The sequence below is a fragment of the Paraburkholderia sp. SG-MS1 genome (assembly GCF_012275575.1).
In the GTDB taxonomy this organism is placed as follows: Bacteria; Pseudomonadota; Gammaproteobacteria; order Burkholderiales; family Burkholderiaceae; genus Paraburkholderia.
Map to the genome: position 1 here is coordinate 1 of NZ_NPIH01000013.1, position 16,154 is coordinate 16,154.

At 66.3% G+C, this 16,154-nt stretch carries 14 protein-coding genes; 7 read left to right on the forward strand and 7 right to left on the reverse strand.

From position 1 onward, the window contains the following. Positions 1-502: TSUP family transporter (locus tag CIC12_RS01150; protein ID WP_168661369.1), on the forward strand; the 502-nt coding region annotated here is incomplete at its 5' end. Positions 503-893: 391 nt separating this feature from the next. Beyond that, positions 894-1,640 carry a glucose 1-dehydrogenase gene (locus CIC12_RS01155; RefSeq protein WP_168661371.1) on the forward strand — a complete coding sequence of 249 codons (747 nt, stop codon included), beginning with the start codon at positions 894-896 and terminating at the stop codon, positions 1,638-1,640. 154 nt (positions 1,641-1,794) lie between these two features. Here the strand turns inward: CIC12_RS01155 and CIC12_RS01160 are convergent, their stop codons facing one another. After that, a complete protein-coding gene (locus CIC12_RS01160) occupies positions 1,795-2,673 on the reverse strand; it encodes a LysR substrate-binding domain-containing protein (protein WP_168661373.1) in 879 nt (292 codons plus the stop codon). A gap of 127 nt (positions 2,674-2,800) precedes the next feature. Here CIC12_RS01160 and CIC12_RS01165 point away from each other — a divergent pair, with 127 nt between their 5' ends. Next, a complete protein-coding gene (locus CIC12_RS01165; protein ID WP_168661375.1) occupies positions 2,801-4,039 on the forward strand; it encodes a 2-aminoethylphosphonate--pyruvate transaminase in 1,239 nt (412 codons plus the stop codon). A 32-nt stretch (positions 4,040-4,071) separates the two neighbouring features. Further along, on the forward strand, positions 4,072-4,875 hold the full coding sequence (gene phnX / locus CIC12_RS01170; RefSeq protein WP_168661377.1) for a phosphonoacetaldehyde hydrolase: 804 nt from the start codon (positions 4,072-4,074) through the stop codon (positions 4,873-4,875). 57 nt (positions 4,876-4,932) lie between these two features. On the opposite strand, the gene CIC12_RS01175 is transcribed toward phnX, so the two are convergent. Both CIC12_RS01175 and CIC12_RS01180 read right to left on the reverse strand, forming a co-directional pair. Next, positions 4,933-5,829 carry a LysR family transcriptional regulator gene (locus CIC12_RS01175; RefSeq protein WP_168661379.1) on the reverse strand — a complete coding sequence of 299 codons (897 nt, stop codon included), beginning with the start codon at positions 5,827-5,829 and terminating at the stop codon, positions 4,933-4,935. A 130-nt stretch (positions 5,830-5,959) separates the two neighbouring features. Next, complete coding sequence (locus CIC12_RS01180) at positions 5,960-7,198, reverse strand: amidohydrolase family protein (protein WP_168661381.1); 1,239 nt, start codon at positions 7,196-7,198, stop codon at positions 5,960-5,962. 273 nt (positions 7,199-7,471) lie between these two features. Here CIC12_RS01180 and CIC12_RS01185 point away from each other — a divergent pair, with 273 nt between their 5' ends. Beyond that, positions 7,472-8,503, forward strand: a complete 1,032-nt coding sequence (locus CIC12_RS01185) for a GGDEF domain-containing protein (RefSeq protein WP_342030493.1) — start codon at positions 7,472-7,474, stop codon at positions 8,501-8,503. 64 nt (positions 8,504-8,567) lie between these two features. Here the strand turns inward: CIC12_RS01185 and CIC12_RS01190 are convergent, their stop codons facing one another. After that, the gene (locus CIC12_RS01190; protein ID WP_168661383.1) at positions 8,568-9,476 is read right to left on the reverse strand and encodes a LysR substrate-binding domain-containing protein; all 909 of its coding nucleotides are present in this window, start codon (positions 9,474-9,476) and stop codon (positions 8,568-8,570) included. Positions 9,477-9,609: 133 nt separating this feature from the next. Here CIC12_RS01190 and CIC12_RS01195 point away from each other — a divergent pair, with 133 nt between their 5' ends. Beyond that, positions 9,610-10,392, forward strand: a complete 783-nt coding sequence (locus CIC12_RS01195; protein ID WP_168661385.1) for a glucose 1-dehydrogenase — start codon at positions 9,610-9,612, stop codon at positions 10,390-10,392. 231 nt (positions 10,393-10,623) lie between these two features. After that, positions 10,624-10,953, forward strand: a complete 330-nt coding sequence (locus tag CIC12_RS01200) for a hypothetical protein (RefSeq protein ID WP_342030494.1) — start codon at positions 10,624-10,626, stop codon at positions 10,951-10,953. A 78-nt stretch (positions 10,954-11,031) separates the two neighbouring features. On the opposite strand, the gene CIC12_RS01205 is transcribed toward CIC12_RS01200, so the two are convergent. The 3 genes from CIC12_RS01205 to CIC12_RS01215 all read right to left on the reverse strand — a co-directional run. Beyond that, complete coding sequence (locus tag CIC12_RS01205) at positions 11,032-13,962, reverse strand: Hsp70 family protein (RefSeq protein WP_446727891.1); 2,931 nt, start codon at positions 13,960-13,962, stop codon at positions 11,032-11,034. Positions 13,963-13,971: 9 nt separating this feature from the next. Next, positions 13,972-15,819, reverse strand: coding sequence for an Hsp70 family protein (locus CIC12_RS01210; RefSeq protein ID WP_168661389.1), 1,848 nt, complete (start codon positions 15,817-15,819; stop codon positions 13,972-13,974). Further along, positions 15,816-16,154 (reverse strand): DUF2760 domain-containing protein (locus CIC12_RS01215; RefSeq protein ID WP_168661391.1); only part of this gene is annotated, 339 nt, incomplete at its 5' end. The genes CIC12_RS01210 and CIC12_RS01215, both read right to left, overlap by 4 nt.

Genomic DNA, 16,154 nt, shown 5'->3' on the forward strand with positions numbered 1-16,154 from the left:
CGTCGGCGGCACGCTCGCGGCGGCGTCGTTCATTGCGGGGGCGGGCGGTACGTGGGCGGTCGTCGGACTCGGCGCCGCGTTGACGCTGTATGCGGCGGCCGGTTTGCTGGCGTGGCGCTTCCCGGTGCCGGCGCGGCACGAGCGTTGGCTGTCGCCCGCGATCGGCGCCCTTACCGGTGTGGTCACAGGGGGCACCGGCGTGTTCGTCGTACCGGCAGTCCCTTATCTGCAGTCGCTCGCGCTGAAGAAAGAGGAGCTGGTGCAAGCGCTCGGACTGTCGTTCGCCGTGTCGACCATCGCGCTTGCCATCGGCCTCGCGAGCGAGCACGCATTTGCCGCCGACGAGCTGGGTGTCTCGCTCGCCGCCGTCGTACCGGCGCTGATCGGCATGTGGATCGGTCAGCGCGTGCGCGGACTCATCAGCGCGGCGAGCTTTCGCCGCTGGTTCTTCATCTGCCTGCTCGGACTCGGCCTTCAATTGATGGCGCGCGCATTCGTTTAATGACAATGTGATGGCAGCGGACAACGGAGGGATATCGTGTTGCACGTCATTCTGGATACGCTCGGTGCGCTGGCGGTGCTGGCAAGTGTCAGCGCGCAGATTGCGTTAATACGTAAGCGCTGAGTTCATTTTCCGTCATCGTCTGGCCGGCCGCGCAATGCGGGCCGCCATCGTCTCGCGAGCACGCACGTGCACGCAGGCTGCTGCAGCAGATTGCCGATTGTTCGGCTCAACCGACGTATCTATTCGCCGTCAGCCGCTTTATCCCTCACGCTGACATGCCTACATTGTGTCCAGTGACAGCGCCACTGCAAATCCAGCTTCATCGACGTGAATCCCGCGAATGTTCGCGACAGCGCGTCGGCGCAAATTCCATTGAAAGGACATGATCATGAGCAAGCTCACAGGTAAAGTCGCGGTCGTAACCGGCGGATCGAAAGGCATCGGCGCGGCCATTGCGAAAGCATTGGCGGCACAGGGCGCATCGGTGGTAGTGAACTATGCGTCCAGCAAGGCAGGCGCCGAGAGCGTGGTCGAAGCGATCACGGCGGCGGGCGGCAAGGCCATCGCGGTCGGCGGCGACGTCGCCAAGGCGGCCGACGCGCAAGGCATTATCGACACGGCGGTCGAAACCTATGGCCGCCTCGACATCCTCGTCAACAACTCGGGCGTGTATGAGTTTTCGCCGATCGAGGCGATCACCGAAGAACACTTCCATAAGCATTTCAATGTGAACGTGCTGGGCCTGCTGTTGACCACGCAGGCGGCGGTCAAGCATCTCGGCGAAGGCGGCAGCATCGTCAACGTCAGCTCGGTGGTGAGCCGCATCACGCCGCCGGGCAGCGCGGTGTACACGGCGACCAAAGGCGCGGTGGACGGCATTACGGGCGTACTCGCGAAGGAACTCGGCGCGCGCAAGATTCGCGTGAATTCCGTGAATCCGGGCATGGTCGCGACCGAAGGCACGCATAGCGCGGGGATCATTGGTTCGGATCTCGAAACGTGGGCGCTCGGCACGACGCCGCTCGGACGCATCGGCCAACCTGACGATATCGCGGATGTCGTCGTGTTCCTCGCCTCCAACGATTCGCGCTGGCTGACGGGAGAAAGTCTGATTGCCAGCGGCGGCTCGCGCTGAGCGGGTTGGTAGTGCGATGGTGTGCGGTGCGCGGACTGCCAAAACGGTGGTCGCAACCGCATGCCGGGCAGTACAGCAGCAATGAATTAGAAGCACCCGGCAAGTGACGCGCACCACGCCTCAGCCGTCACGTGCCGGGTACCTCATACCTTCATCAAGCCACAACCGCAGCGGCGCCCGGCAATTGCACCGCGAACAACGCATCCAGCAGATTCGACCCTGGCCGCTCGGCGAGCCGCGTGAGCGATTCGATCATCTGCACCCGGCAATCGCGCAGCGGGATCATCCTGATCCGCCGTGACTCGTTGAATTCGGCACGCGCGATCACGCCCACGCCGATGCCTTGCGCGACCGCTTCTTCCAACGCCTCGCGTCCGTCCACGTACATCACGGGCTCCACCTGCAGCGATTCGCGCACCAGCTCGATCTCGAGCAGTTGCTGCGTGACCGATTGCGACTCGCGGAAAATCATCGGCTGTTTAACCAGTTCCGCGTAGCTCAGCCTGCGTTTCTTCGCAACCGGATCGCCGGCCGGCACCATTGCCACCAGCGGGTCGCGCCGCAACACGCGCGACGTCAGCCGGCTGTGCACTTGCGGCGCGGCGGTAATGGCCGCGTCGACCGCACTCGACAGCACGCGCTGCATGCAGTCCGCCGCATTGGCGACCGACAGCGTCACGATGATCCCCGGATGCAGCCGGCGAAACGCGCCGATCAGCGTGACCGCGAGATCGGGCGCATCGGCGGCCAGCGAGAGCGAGCCGGACTCCAGCCCGCCCGCCGACTCCAGTAGTTGCCGCGCGTCGCGCTCGCAACCGAGCATGTGGCGCGTCACGGCAAACAGTCGCAAGCCCAGTTCGGTGGTTTCGACGCCGCGTGGACCGCGTTCGAACAGCTTGACGCCGTAATCCTGCTCCAGCCGCCGCACGTGATCCGACACCGCCGGCTGCGTCAGCGACAGCGCCTGTGCCGCTTTCGAAAACCCGCCGTGTTCCGCGACCGCATGAAACGCCCGCAATTGCGCGTATTGCATGTGTGCCTCGCCGCTCGTTTCGAGCAATAAGTTTAGACGATATCGTCATCGATTATATCGATTTTACCGATGCCAACCGGTTCGGTACTGTGTCACGCATCGACATAGCGACACCGGAGTTCCGCACATGGAAAGCGCGATCGGTCATTCAGCCTCTTCAACCGCGCCCGGCACGCTGCCATGCGCCGCGCCGACGAGCGGCGAACCGTATCTGTTGACGCCGGGGCCGCTCTCCACCGCGCGCTCGACCAAGGAAGCGATGCTGCGCGACTGGGGCTCGTGGGACGGCGATTTCCGTGCCATGACCGCGCAATTGCGTGCGAGCCTGCTCGACATCGCGGGCGCCGGTGCGGACAACCCCGCCGGCGACTACGACTGCGTGCCGCTGCAAGGCAGCGGCAGCTATTGCGTCGAAGCGATGCTCGGCAGTCTGATGCCGCGCGATGGCCACGCACTCGTGCTCGCGAACGGCGCGTACGGCAAACGCATCGCCACCACCCTCGGCTATCTGGGCCGCGCCTACACGCTGCTCGATAAGGGCGACTACCTGCCGCCGCGCGGCGCGGAAATCGAACGCATGCTGGATGCCGATCCGCGCATCACGCACGTGGTCGCAGTGCATTGCGAAACGAGTTCGGGGATTCTCAATCCGCTCGCGGAGATCGCCGCGGCCACCGCGAAGAAAGGCCGCAAGCTGCTGATCGATTCGATGAGCGCGTTCGGCGCGGTGCCGCTCGACGTGCGTGAGACGGTCTGCGAGGCGTTCGTATCGTCGGCGAACAAATGTATCGAGGGCGTGCCCGGCTTCGGCTTCGTGATCGCCCGTAAGCGCGCGTTGCAGGAAGCGAAGGGCCGCAGCCATTCGCTCGCGCTCGACGTGCACGATCAATGGGACGTGATGAACCGCACCGGGCAGTGGCGCTTCACGCCGCCCACCCACACGGTGGCCGCGTTTATCGAGGCGCTGCGTCTGCACAAGCTCGAAGGCGGCCAGCCTGGGCGCCTCGCGCGATACGCGAACAATCGGGACGTGCTGGTCGAGGGCATGCAGGCGCTCGGCTTCGCGCCGCTGCTGAATGCACGCTGGCGCTCGCCGATCATCGTGACGTTTTTTGCGCCAGCGCATCCGTCGTTCGAATTCGCGCGCTTTTATGAATTGATGAAACAGCAGGGATTCATCATCTATCCGGGCAAGCTGACGGTGGTGGAGAGCTTTCGCATCGGCTGCATCGGTCAGGTCGATGAGCACGTGATGCGCCGCGTGGTGCTGGCCTGCGCCGCGTCGTTGCAGACGCTCGGCGTCGACCACGCGGCGCCGCCGGCGGCGGCGCTCGAAGAACGCAAGGCATTGGCGCAAGCGGAATGATCGAGGAGGCCACCTCATGAGGATTGAAACCAATGAAACACGTTAAAGCGGTGATTTTCGACTGGGCCGGCACGGTGGTCGACTACGGTTCGCTCGCGCCGATGGGTGCGTTCGTCGAGACTTTCGAGCAGTTCGGCGTTCCGATCACGATCGACGAAGCGCGCGGGCCGATGGGCATGGCCAAGCGTCCGCATATCGCCGCGCTGATGGCGTTGCCGCGCGTCGCGCGAGCCTGGACCGACAAATACGGGCACGCGCCGAACGACGCCGATATCGACGCCATCTACGACGTGTTCGTGCCGAAGAACATCGCGGTGGCGGCGAGCTACAGCACGGTGATTCCAGGCGTGGCCGAAGTGGTGAGCGCGCTGCGCGAGGACGACGTCCGCATCGGCACGACCACCGGCTACACGCGCGAGATCATCGACGAGATCGTGCCGGGCGCGGCGGCGCAGGGATTCTCGCCGGACAGCATCGTTTGCACCGGCGATACGCCCGAAGGGCGGCCGTCGCCGTACATGATTTACAGGACGCTGCCGGCACTCGGCGTCTGGCGCGCGAAGGAGGTCATCAAGGTCGACGATACCGCGGTCGGGATCGAGGAGGGGCTCAACGCCGGAACGTGGACGGTCGGCGTCGCGGTGAGCGGCAATGCGTTCGGGATGACCGAAGCGCAGGTCAAGGCGTTGTCGCCCGATGAGTTTGCGTCGCGCCGTCACGCGGCATTCGAGAAGTTGCAGGCGGCGGGCGCGCATTATGTGATCGACAGCGTCGCCGATCTGATGCCGGTGGCGTACGAGATCGACACGCGCCTCGCGCGAGGCGAGCGGCCTTGATGCGGTGACGCCAGCTGACCGGGATGAAACGCGCAGCCGCGCGCCATGCCCGTCAGCTCACTCGAAATACCCCACCGCCAGATCGATGAATTCCCGCACCTTGCGTGGCACGAACTCGCGGCTCGGATAAACCAGCGACACCGCGACGTCGCCATTGAGCATCGTGTAGTCGCCGAGTATCCGCACCAGCGTGCCGGCGTGCAATTCGTCGGCGACCATCTCGAGCGGCAGCAACGCGATGCCCATCGCGCCCAGCGCCGCCTGCTTCTGCATGATCATGCTGTTTACCGTGAACGATGCATCGAGCGCGACGCTCTCGTCGTTGCCGCCGTCCTTGCTGAAGATCCAGCTTGGCGGACTCGCGTCGGGTGGCGCTGCGATCACCCGATGCCTCGCAAGATCGGCAGGCCTCTCGGGCTGCCCGGCCTGCGCGAGGTAGGCGGCCGACGCCACCGGCACCGCGTGCGAATTGAGCAGGCGCCGGACCACCAGCGATTCCGAGCGGATCATATGCTCGGTCACGATCCCCACGTCAAAACCGCCTTCGAGCAAGTCGACGCGCTTTTCAGTCAACGTGACACGCAGATTCACGTGCGCAAACCTGGCCTGGTACTCCGCGAACAAGGGCGTGAGGCGAAATAGCGAGAAGCTGCCCAGCGCGACGATACGCAGATCGCCGGCGACTTCCTTCGAGGTCGTGCTCGCGCGTGATTCGACTTCTTCGAGCTCGGCAAGCAGGACGCGGCAACCATCGGCATACTCCGCGCCGGCTTCGGTCAGCACGACCTTGCGCGTGGTGCGCTGGAACAGACGAATGCCGAGATGCTGTTCGAGGCTCGACACGTGGCGCGTCACGACCGAGGTCGAGACGCCGAGGTGCGCCGCGGCCTGCGCGAAGCTGCCCGCGTCGGCGACCTTGACGAATGCCTGCATGGCCTGAAAGAGATTGATCATGTGAGTGCGGGAAACGTGTTCGTGCGGGTTCGTGCGTGTTCGTGGACACCACCGGCGTGGAGTGTAGCGTGAGGCGCCGGCGCGGCAATGGCTGTGGGCGAGCGCGCCCGCCTGCGCCATGTCGCGCATTTCAGCAGCCCGGCTCATGCTGCGCGTGGGCGCCGTCGCGCGCGACGATCCGGCCGTTCGCCACCACGAGCTGGCGGGCCGGTCGCGCGACGATCGCATGGGCGAGCGTGTCGGCGTCCACCAGCACGAGGTCGGCGCGTGCGCCCGCCTGCAGTCCGTAGTGCCTGAATCCGCAACCGCGCGCGGCCGTGCCGCTCACGCAGTCGAACGCGAGCGCGAGGTCGTCGTCGCGGCGCAGGTTGTAGCGCATGGCGATCAGCATCGCGCGTTCGAGCATGTCCGGCGAACCGTACGGCGTCCACGTGTCGCGAATGCCGTCGTTGCCGCCGAACAACGTGACGCCCTTGTCGATGCAGGCGTGCAGCGGCGGCACCGGCGTCGACGGCGGGGCGGTCGTCAGTAGCGCGACGCGCAGCCCGGCGAGGCGCGCGAGCAGCACATCGCGTTCGCGCTCAGGCAGCGCGCCGAGACAGAACGCGTGACTCACCACCACCTGGCCTTGCATGCCGAGCGCCGCAACGCGGTCGAGCAGAAGACCAAGTGTGAATGCGCCGATTTCGCCGGGCTCGTGCAGATGAATGTCGATCGGCTTCTGATGACGCTGCGCGAGTCCGAACGTCAGGTCCAGCGACGCCACCGGATCGCCGTCGATCAGCGCCGGGTCGAGCGCGCCGAGCACATCGGCGCCCGCGCTCAACGCGCGATCGAGCAACGCGTCGGTGCCTGGGCGGCCAAGCAGTCCCGATTGCGGGAACGCGACGATCTGCAGGTCGAGCACGTCGCGCAGCGCCGCGCGCGTGGCCAGCACGCCTTCGAGGTGGCGCAGACCCGCCTTGGTATCGATATCGACGTGCGTACGCAGTCGCGTCGCGCCCGCGAGCAGAAACGCGCGGGCCAGCGCGAGCGACTGCGCGCCCGCGTCGTGGCCGCTCTGCGCGCGCCAGCGCCGTTCGTTTTCGATGCGCTCGGTCAGCTTCGGCCCGACCTCGTTGCGATACCAGCGCATGCCCCAGTGGGTTTTGTCCAGATGCGTATGGCCTTCGACGAAACCGGGCAGCAGCAGCGCATCCGCACCATCTTCGATTACGATGCCGGGCTCGCGCGCGAGGTCCGGACCGATGGCCGCGATGCGGCCGTCGGCAATCGACACGTCCACGCGTGCGCCATCGGTCCGGCGCACATTCGTGATGAGCCAGGCGTTCGTCGCGTTCGTCGTACGGGAGGGGGCGGTGGTGGTCATGAGCAGGTTGACGGCAGCACGGACAAGCGCAGCGCGCGCTGCGCCGCAGGCGATTGTCAGTTGAATGAGGCGCGCTGCCCGATCGGCAGGCAAACGAAGATGGCGCGCCGCTGGCGTGTGATTGTACTTCGCGTGGCCGCGCGCCGAGCGGCGCCGACGGGTTGACCGTCGTCCGGTCCGCCGTCGAAAGCGCGCATCGCGCGCGCTCCAAAGCGCTCAAGTTTCGTATGTTTATGCCGTTGACATAGGCTGATCACATTCTGGGACCCCGCCGTGCAACTCGCTCACAGTAACGACCGTCTCTCCAGCCGGATGACCGTCGATCCGTTCGCCCCCGGCGAACCCGTGGTGGAGTCTTCGGTCATCGAGTGGCTGTTGCACGACGACCAGGTGATGCGCGAGTGTTTTACCCATGCGGCGGAAATTCTCAAGAGCGTGACCGGCGCGGCGATCACCGCGATCACGCTGCTCGACGAGGAGCACCAGCATTACCGCGCCGAGGTCGGCATGGCGATGCCGCTCGTCACGCGAGCCCGGTCGCTGGCCGACTATGCGGTGCGCGACGAAGATCTGTTCGTAATCGAAGACGCGCACGACGACAGCCGCTTCGGCGAATGCATGCTGGTGCAGCGCTATCCGTTCGTGCGCTTCTATGCGGCGATCGCGCTGCGCGCGCCGAATGGCGAGATCGTCGGCGCGTTGTGCGCGATGGACCCGTCGCCCGGCCGGCTCGACGCGGGGCAGCAGGGCGTGTTCCACCATCTGCGCGCGATGATCGAAAACGACCTGAAGATGCGCACGGCCACCGCGATCGATCCGCTCACGCAGTTGTACAACCGGCGCTTTCTGCTCGAGAGCATCGCGCGGCGCTGGAAGGAAGCGCTCGACGGCGACGTGATGGGCTCGGTCGTGGTCGACGTGGACTGGTTCAAGCAATACAACGACACGTACGGCCACCAGGCCGGCGATCATTGTCTGCGCAAAGTGGCGTCGGTGATGCAGGCGGCGGCCGATGGCGAACGCATCGTCGTCGGCCGCATGGGCGGCGAAGAGTTCGGGCTGCTGGTGCTGCACGCCGAGGCTGCGGCGCTCGCCGATACGCTCGAAACGCTGCGGCAGGGCGTCGTCGATCTGGCGATCGAGCATCGTGCCTCGCCGCTCGGCGTGGTGACGGTGAGCGTGGGGGCGTCGTTGACACACATCAGCGAGCACGCGCGGCCCCCGCATCGCGATGGCTTCGCGAGCGCGGACCGCGCGTTATATCGTTCGAAGCATGGCGGCAGGAACCAGGTGACGATGGCGTAGGGCGCAGCATTTCGCTGGCGAACGGCGTTCGGTGAACGACCGCACGAGGCGAGCGGCACTTCCGTCAGCCATCCTGAAGATTGGCATAAATCTGGCTTACCCACTCGGCGAACACACGCACCTTCGTGCTGTAGCGCCGGCTCGGCGGATACGCGAGATAAACCTGCAGCGCAGCGGGCCGCCAGTCGGTGAGAATCGGCACGAGTTCGCCGCGTGCAATCGCCGGGCGCACCATGAAATCGAGCGTGTGCACGATACCGAGGCCCGCCAGCGCAGTCGCGAGATGCGCGTTGCTTTCACTCACCAGCACCGTGCTGCGCACGCCGCCTGGCACGATCGACTCGCCGTGCCTCTCGAAGCGCAGCGGTTGCGTGACGCCGCTGCTTGCGGAAAAGTAACCGACGACCGCGTGCCCGTCATCGACGATCTGCTGCGGGTGCAACGGTGTGCCATGCGCGGCCAGATACGCCGGGCTTGCGCAGGTGGTCCAGCGCAGCGTGCCGATCGCGTGCGTGACGAGCGCGGGGTCGTCCGCGGTGCTGCGAATCGCGCAATCGATGTTCTCGGCAATCAGGTCGGCGGTGCGGTCCGTCACGCTCAACTGCACCTGAATGTCCGGATAACGCGCGCAAAAGGCCGGCAGTGCGGGAATCAGAATGCCGCTCGCGGTCGAACCGCCGCTGTCCACGCGCAACGTGCCGCGCGGATTCGCGCGGTCGCGTCCCAACGTGGCCTCGATATCGTCGAGTTCGGTGAGCAACGGCTGGATGCGCTCGTAGTAGGCGACGCCCTCGGTCGTCACGTTGACGCTGCGCGTGCTGCGTTCGAGCAACTTCACACCGAGGTGGTCTTCGAGCGAACGGACCCACTTGCTCACGGTCGCGTTGGGCATCTGCAACGATTGCGCCGCGCGGCTGAATCCGCCGGTTTCCACGACCCGCGCGAAGATGCGAATGGCTTGCAGGTGATCCATGAGTCCTCTGGTTTCGGGTGATTATCCACAACGGTGAATAAAGAAACCACAGGATACATATTTATCTCCGGCTATGTGTGAAATAAGCTGTCGTCACCGGGTCAGCCGACCTCACACCATCACGGAGCTAGCCATGAATCAATCCACGCAAGCAAATATCCACACCACCAAACACGCGGGCAAGATCGTACTGGTCACCGGCGGCAGCAGCGGCATCGGCCTCGCTGCCGCGACCCGTTTCGCCCGGGAAGGCGCGACGGTCTACATCACCGGCCGGCGTCAGGCGGAACTCGACGAAGCAGTGGAGCGCATCGGGCACGGCGCGCTCGCGATTCGCGCGGACATCTCGTCGGCCGCCGATCTCGACCGGATGTTCAGCACGGTGCAGACCGCGCAGCAGCGGCTCGACATTCTGTTTGCGAATGCGGGCGGCGGCGAGTTTTCGCCGCTGGGCGAAATCACCGAAGCGCAGTTCGACAAGTACTTCGACATCAACGTCAAAGGCACGCTGTTCACGGTGCAAAAAGCGTTGCCCTTGATGCCGCGCGGTAGCGCGATCGTGCTCACGGGTTCGGTCACGTCGATCCAGGGCGTTCCGGCGTTCGGCGTGTATGCGGCGACCAAGGCGGCATTGCGTTCGTTTGGGCGCACCTGGGCGTCGGATCTCAAGGGCCGCGATATTCGCGTCAACGTGGTCGCGCCCGGGGTGGTGGTCACGCCCGCGTACAAGTCGGAACTGCGCATGAGCGACGAGCAGATCGACGCGTACCGGCAGCATGTCAGCGCGACCACGCCACTCGGCCGCGTCGGCGAACCGGACGAAATCGCGAAGGCCGTCTCGTTCCTCGCCTCGGACGACGCGAGCTACATCACGGGAATCGAGTTGTTCGTCGACGGTGGGATGGTGCAGGTGTAATCCGCAGCGCAACACGGGATCGACATAGCGTGAAGAAGGCCGGGACAACCGGCCTTTTTTACATGCGGGGGCAGGCGCAACACGGCCGGATCGGGCAGGAGCGACCGAAATCGGCAACGCGTGCAATGGGTGCAAGACAATGACGGACTCGTCATGCCGTTTTCCGGTCACGCATAAGGTTTCCTTAAGGTGCGGTTGCTTACATAGTCGGCGGGAGCGCGGCATCGGTCGGTGAACGCGCATCGAAAACGGCGGAGAAAAACAACGATGCCCAACGAGAGAAAGCGTGGCGGCAAACCCGGCTGCAAGCGCAACTTGCAGGCCGAAAAGACGCTTTACAAATCGATCTACCAGATAGAGTTGGCGCGCGGCAGTTCGTACATTGCCAGTACGCGCACTGCGGCGACGCAACGCATCGCGATTACCGAGGTGTTTCAGGAATTTCACCTGCGATACGGTCCCGCCACGGTGAACATCTTTCGCGAACTGTTGGCGGAAAGCCTGAAGCAGCGCAACGATCTGCCGGCGGCGCAGGCCGTCCTGAGTTTTGAGCCCTGCTGATTGCGAGGGGGAGGCAGCCGAACCGACGCGTTCAACTTGCCCCAATGCGGACATGACGCCACGAGAAAGCCGCGAGCCTCAACTTGCGACCAGCTTCAGCCCCACCGGCAACGACTCGCCGAACACGCGGCCTTCGTCGGCGTTGTCGAGCTCGACGCTCTCGCTCACCATCGTGAGCCACGCGCGCGGCGCACTGGCTGCTTCGAGCCGGCGTACGACCGTCTGACGCAAATCGTCGGGCAGATCGCGTGAGCGGTCACCGGTCATGCGCGCGATCTGCACGGCGGCGAACGCCGCAGGGTCGACTTTCTTCCAGTCGAGCGCGAGGATCGTGATCAGCCATGGTCCGGCGATCTCTGGCGGCACGACGCCATGCGCGCTGCCATAGAACGGCCGCCGCGCGCCGATGCGCCCGACCGCCCACCAGCTCTGATGATTCTCAGCGGGCTTCTTCAGCCGCGTCAGCATCGACTCGCCGAGTTCGATCTTGCGTTCGACCGGAATGCGTTCGAGCGACGCGCTCAATCTAACCATATCGGCGAGGCCTGTTTTCGCGACATCGAACGGCAGCTTGTGACGCGACTGCGCGGCCGTCTGCAGATATGCCATCGCATCGAGCACGCGCAGTTGCGCGCTTTCGCCGAGGCCGCCCGCGGCACGGCGCCAGAGCGTCCACCACTCCGACCAGACCTGGCTGTCGTTGACGTATTGAATGCCGTCGTCGAACAGCGACCACAGCTGTTCGACGCGCCATTCATCGAGCGGATAGCCGAAGCCGGGCCGCACGCAATAGCCGGCGAGATTGAGCCAGAGCCGTTCGTGATCCGCGGAGCGACGCCGACGCCGGGCGCGTTCCCACAGCGCGCCGAACAGTTCGCGCAGCAACGCGCTGTTCCAGCTTTCGCGCGGGCCGAGCAACTGTTCGAGTTGCGAGCGCAGCCGTTTGACTTCTTTCGGGTCGACGTTTTGCGCTCGTGAACCGAAGCAGCGGTCGATCTGTTCGAGCGCGCGGTCGGCCGCCGGATGACGGGCCGATGCGGAGTCGGCGGGGCGACCCACGCGCGTGTCCTTGCCGCGCAACTGGAATTCGAGCAGCCAGCGCTGCGCGGGATCGTCGCGTTCGATGCAGTGCACCTCGAGCGTGCCTACTTCGGTGAGCGACGTGGCGATCCGTACGAGGGTTTCGCGCGCGGTGCGCTCGCCGCGCGGTTGCACGACGGTGGCGATCGGCGGCAGGCGCACGAAGTCGCCGTCCGCCAGATCGATCAGCTCGCCGGCTCGATATACCGTGTCCGCACTCGACGACACGAGGTGAAAACGCACCGGATGTCCGAGGCGCAACGCGAAGGTGCGATCGGTGATCAGGATCTCGTGGCCTTCTTCGGTGCCGCGCGGCAGCAGGCAGATGCCGCGTGGCGCGGGTTCAGCGGCGGACCTGCCGTCGGCGCCGTCGTCGAGCACGAGGAAGTAGCTGCGCGGCGAGCCGCCGCCGATTTTCGGCGCGTTGCCCGCGCGCGCCAGCGAATAGGCGACCGCGCCGCGCGCGACGGCCACGTCGGGATTGTCGTTATGCAGCACGTTGAGCGGGGCGCCGCGCCACATGCCGAGGGTATCGGCGAGACGTTGCGTGAGCGCTTCAGCGCGGAAGACGCCGCCGTTCAGGAGCAGGGTGTCGGGGATGGGGAGCGTGTCGTCGGTGCCCGCGCTGCCGCTCGCTGCCCTGTTTTCACCGGATGCACTGGCGGCGTCAGGGGCACCGCCTGCGCTAAAACTCGTGCGCTCGCCATGCGCTCCGCCACCCAGGGCCTTGCGCGACTGCGCCGCGAACCGGCCCAGAAACGCCGCGATATGCCGCGTGACCGCTGCATCGGTCGCATAGGGCAGGCCGAACTCGACGATCGCGCCGCGCGGCCTGCCTGGCCGTTCGTGCGACGCCACCGCCGGAAAAAAACCATCGACGATGACGCGCTCGACCTCGTCACGCGTCACCTGTGCGGTACGGGCACCGCCGATCACCTTCGACCCCGCGCCGAGCAACGTGATCGACGCCGAATCGGGCGCCCGCAGGCCGAGCAGTTGTTCTTTTGCGCTCCGGCAGCGCTCGACCAGCTGCGACAGGCTCGCCGCCGATAAACGTGAATTCGGCGTGCGCGCATCGCCACCCGGCAGCCGCGCCTCGACCAGATGCGCGAGCGCGAGGTCCATATTGTCGCCGCCGAGCATCAGATGATTACCGACGCCGATGCGCGTGAGCTGCGGCTCGCCATTCTTCATGCCCACTTCGATCAGCGTGAGGTCGGTGGTGCCGCCGCCGACGTCACAGATCAACACGAGGCGCGTGTGCGCGAGCTCGCTCGCAAGCTGCTCGCGATGATGAAACAGCCAGTCGTAGAACGCCGCCTGCGGCTCTTCGAGCAGCCGCAGCCCAGGCAGACCAGCGAGACGCGCCGCTTCGACGGTCAGCGCGCGTGCACCTTCGTCGAACGACGCCGGCACCGTGAGCACGACGTCCTGCTGTTCGAGCGGCGCGTCGGGAAAGCGTTGATTCCACGCGGCGCGCACGTGCGCGAGATAGCTCGCGCTCGCCTCGACGGGTGAGACTTTGCGGACGTCGTCGGCGGCGCCCCACGGCAGGATCGGCGCCACACGGTCGACCGACGCGTGCGACAGCCAGCTTTTCGCGCTGGCCACGAGCCGCCCCGGCACCTGTGCGCCCAGCACGCGCGCGAGCTGGCCGATCACGACGGGCGGCGCCGCGTCGGCGGCTGCGCGATCCGCCGTCGACCACGGCAATTGCAGATCGCCCGGGCTCAGCTCACCCGCGCCCGCGTGATAGCGCACCGAGGGCAGCAGCGGCCGCGCGGCGACCTCGCCGGGACTCACCAGCTGCTCTATCTCGAACACCCGGATCGGCGCAGCGCCGCCCTGCGCGCCGGCCTGCGCATAGGCGAGCACCGTGTTGCTGGTGCCCAGATCGATGCCGACGCTGTAGCGCTTCATCTCGCTCACGCAGGCGTGTTATGCCGACGCGCTGCCGCGCACGTCGAACTCGACTTTCCAGCGTTCGTCGGAGCCGCGCGGCATCGCTTCCAGTTCGAGCGTGCCCGCTTCAGTGACGCGCGCATGCAGCTTCACCGGCACGACTTCGCCGGCGGTACGGCCGGCCGCGGGCAGCGTCGCCTGGATTTCCTCGAGTTCCTGCAGCTCCTCGGGGCCCCAATAGTCGAGCAGCGTGCCGACCTGATCCTGACGACGCACCGACGACCCGAAGAAGCGGAAGTGCACCGGCTCGCCGACCACGAGACCAAACTCCTGCGCGGGCAATTCGGCCTCGGTGCCTTCCTCCATGCCGAACGGCGCGACGCACAGCGCCTGCACCGGCGGTTCGAGCCCGGGCACGGCGGGCATCGCCGATTCAATCGCGATGTAGTACGCGCGCGCCGTGCCGCCGCGAATCCGCACGCCCTGGCCGCGTCGCACGAAGCCGTAGTAGGCTGCGCCGCGGGCGACCGCGAGATCGAGGTCCGCGCCTTCGAGCAGGCGCGCCGGCGCCGCGCCTTCCGCCGTGAGCCATTGGTTGAGCGTCCCCATGATGCGCTCGACCAGCAGCGGCGACTTGAACACGCCGCCGTTGAACAGCACGGCAGTGGGGTGCAGGAAGCTCGCGCCTTCGACCGCGTGATCGCGCAAACCTTCGATTTCGGCGAGCGCGCCGACCTGACGGCCGAGGAACGCCGCCAGATGCCGCGTGATGCCCGCGTCCTGCGCGTACGGCAAGCCGAGTTGCGTCAGACCGACGCGCGCACGGCTGACCGGCCGTGCCGCGCTGTCCACCTGCGGGAAGAAGCCTTCGAGGATCGTCTGCGTCAACTCCGCACGCGTCAGTTCGGTACGGATCGAGCCGCCGATCAGCTTCGAGCCGCGGCTCGGCACGACGAGCGGCACGGCATCGGTGGCGGGGTCGCTGAGCAGCGTTTCCTTGGCCGAGCGGCACGCGTAGGTGAGGGCGCGCAGTTGCCACGCGTCGGCTTGGGTGCCTTGGGCCGCGAGCTTGCGCGCGAGCACGTGGGCGAGCGCGAGGTCCATGTTGTCGCCGCCGAGCAGGATGTGTTCGCCGACCGCGATGCGATGCAGTTCGAGATTGCCGTCGCGCTCGATTACCGCGATCAGCGAGAGGTCGGTCGTGCCGCCGCCCACGTCGACCACGAGGATGATGTCGCCGACCTTGACCTGCTTGCGCCAGCCGCCAGCGCTCATCTGAATCCAGCTATAGAGCGCGGCTTGCGGTTCCTCGAGCAGCGTCATGCGGCCGAAGCCCGCGGCCTCGGCGGCTTCGGCGGTCAGCTCGCGCGCGGCCGGATCGAACGAGGCGGGGATCGTCACCGTGATGTCCTGGTGGGCGAACGGCGCGTCCGGATGCGCGTGGTCCCAGGCTTCGCGCAGGTGCGTCAGATAGCGCACCGAACTTTCGAACGGCGAAACGCGCGCGACGTCGGGCGGTGCGTCATTGGGCAGAATCGCCGCGCGGCGATCGACGCCCGGATGACACAGCCAGCTCTTCGCGCTAGACACGAGCCGGATCGGCGTGGCCGCGCCGCGGCTGCGGGCGAACTCGCCGACCGCGAACTCGCGTTGGCCGGTCCACGGCAGATAGAGATCGCCCGAGGCCAGTTCGTCCGGATGCGGCAGATAGAGGAAGGAGGGCAGCAGATCGAGGTTGTCGATGGCGCCGGGGCCGGTCAGTTGGGCGATCGGCAGCACGCCCTGGGCGGTCTTTTCGCCGTCGCTCGCATGCGTGTCCACGTAGGACAGCGCGCAGTGCGTGGTGCCGAGGTCGATGCCGATCGAATAGCGTGCGTCGCTCACAGTTCCACCTCCGCCGGTGCGATGACCTTGGCGTTGTGGCTCCCCGCGAGTTTCGGCAGACGAACCTCGTCGACGCGCCAGCCGCGATGGCTGATGCTACCGTTGAACGGCGCTTTTCCGACGACGTTGCCGGTCAGGCGGATCGAGCTCGCGTCGAAACCTTCGGCGAGCGTGACGCGCGCACCTTCGGCTTCGTCGCGCACCGGGCGGATCGTGAAGTGCTCGCGCAGCGTCGCGCGGCAGCCGTCGTGGACGAGGCGCGCGGCGGCGCCGATGTCGGCGTCGCTGTAGTTCTTGATGTCTTCTTCGACGAAATCGATGAAGCGCGCGTCGCG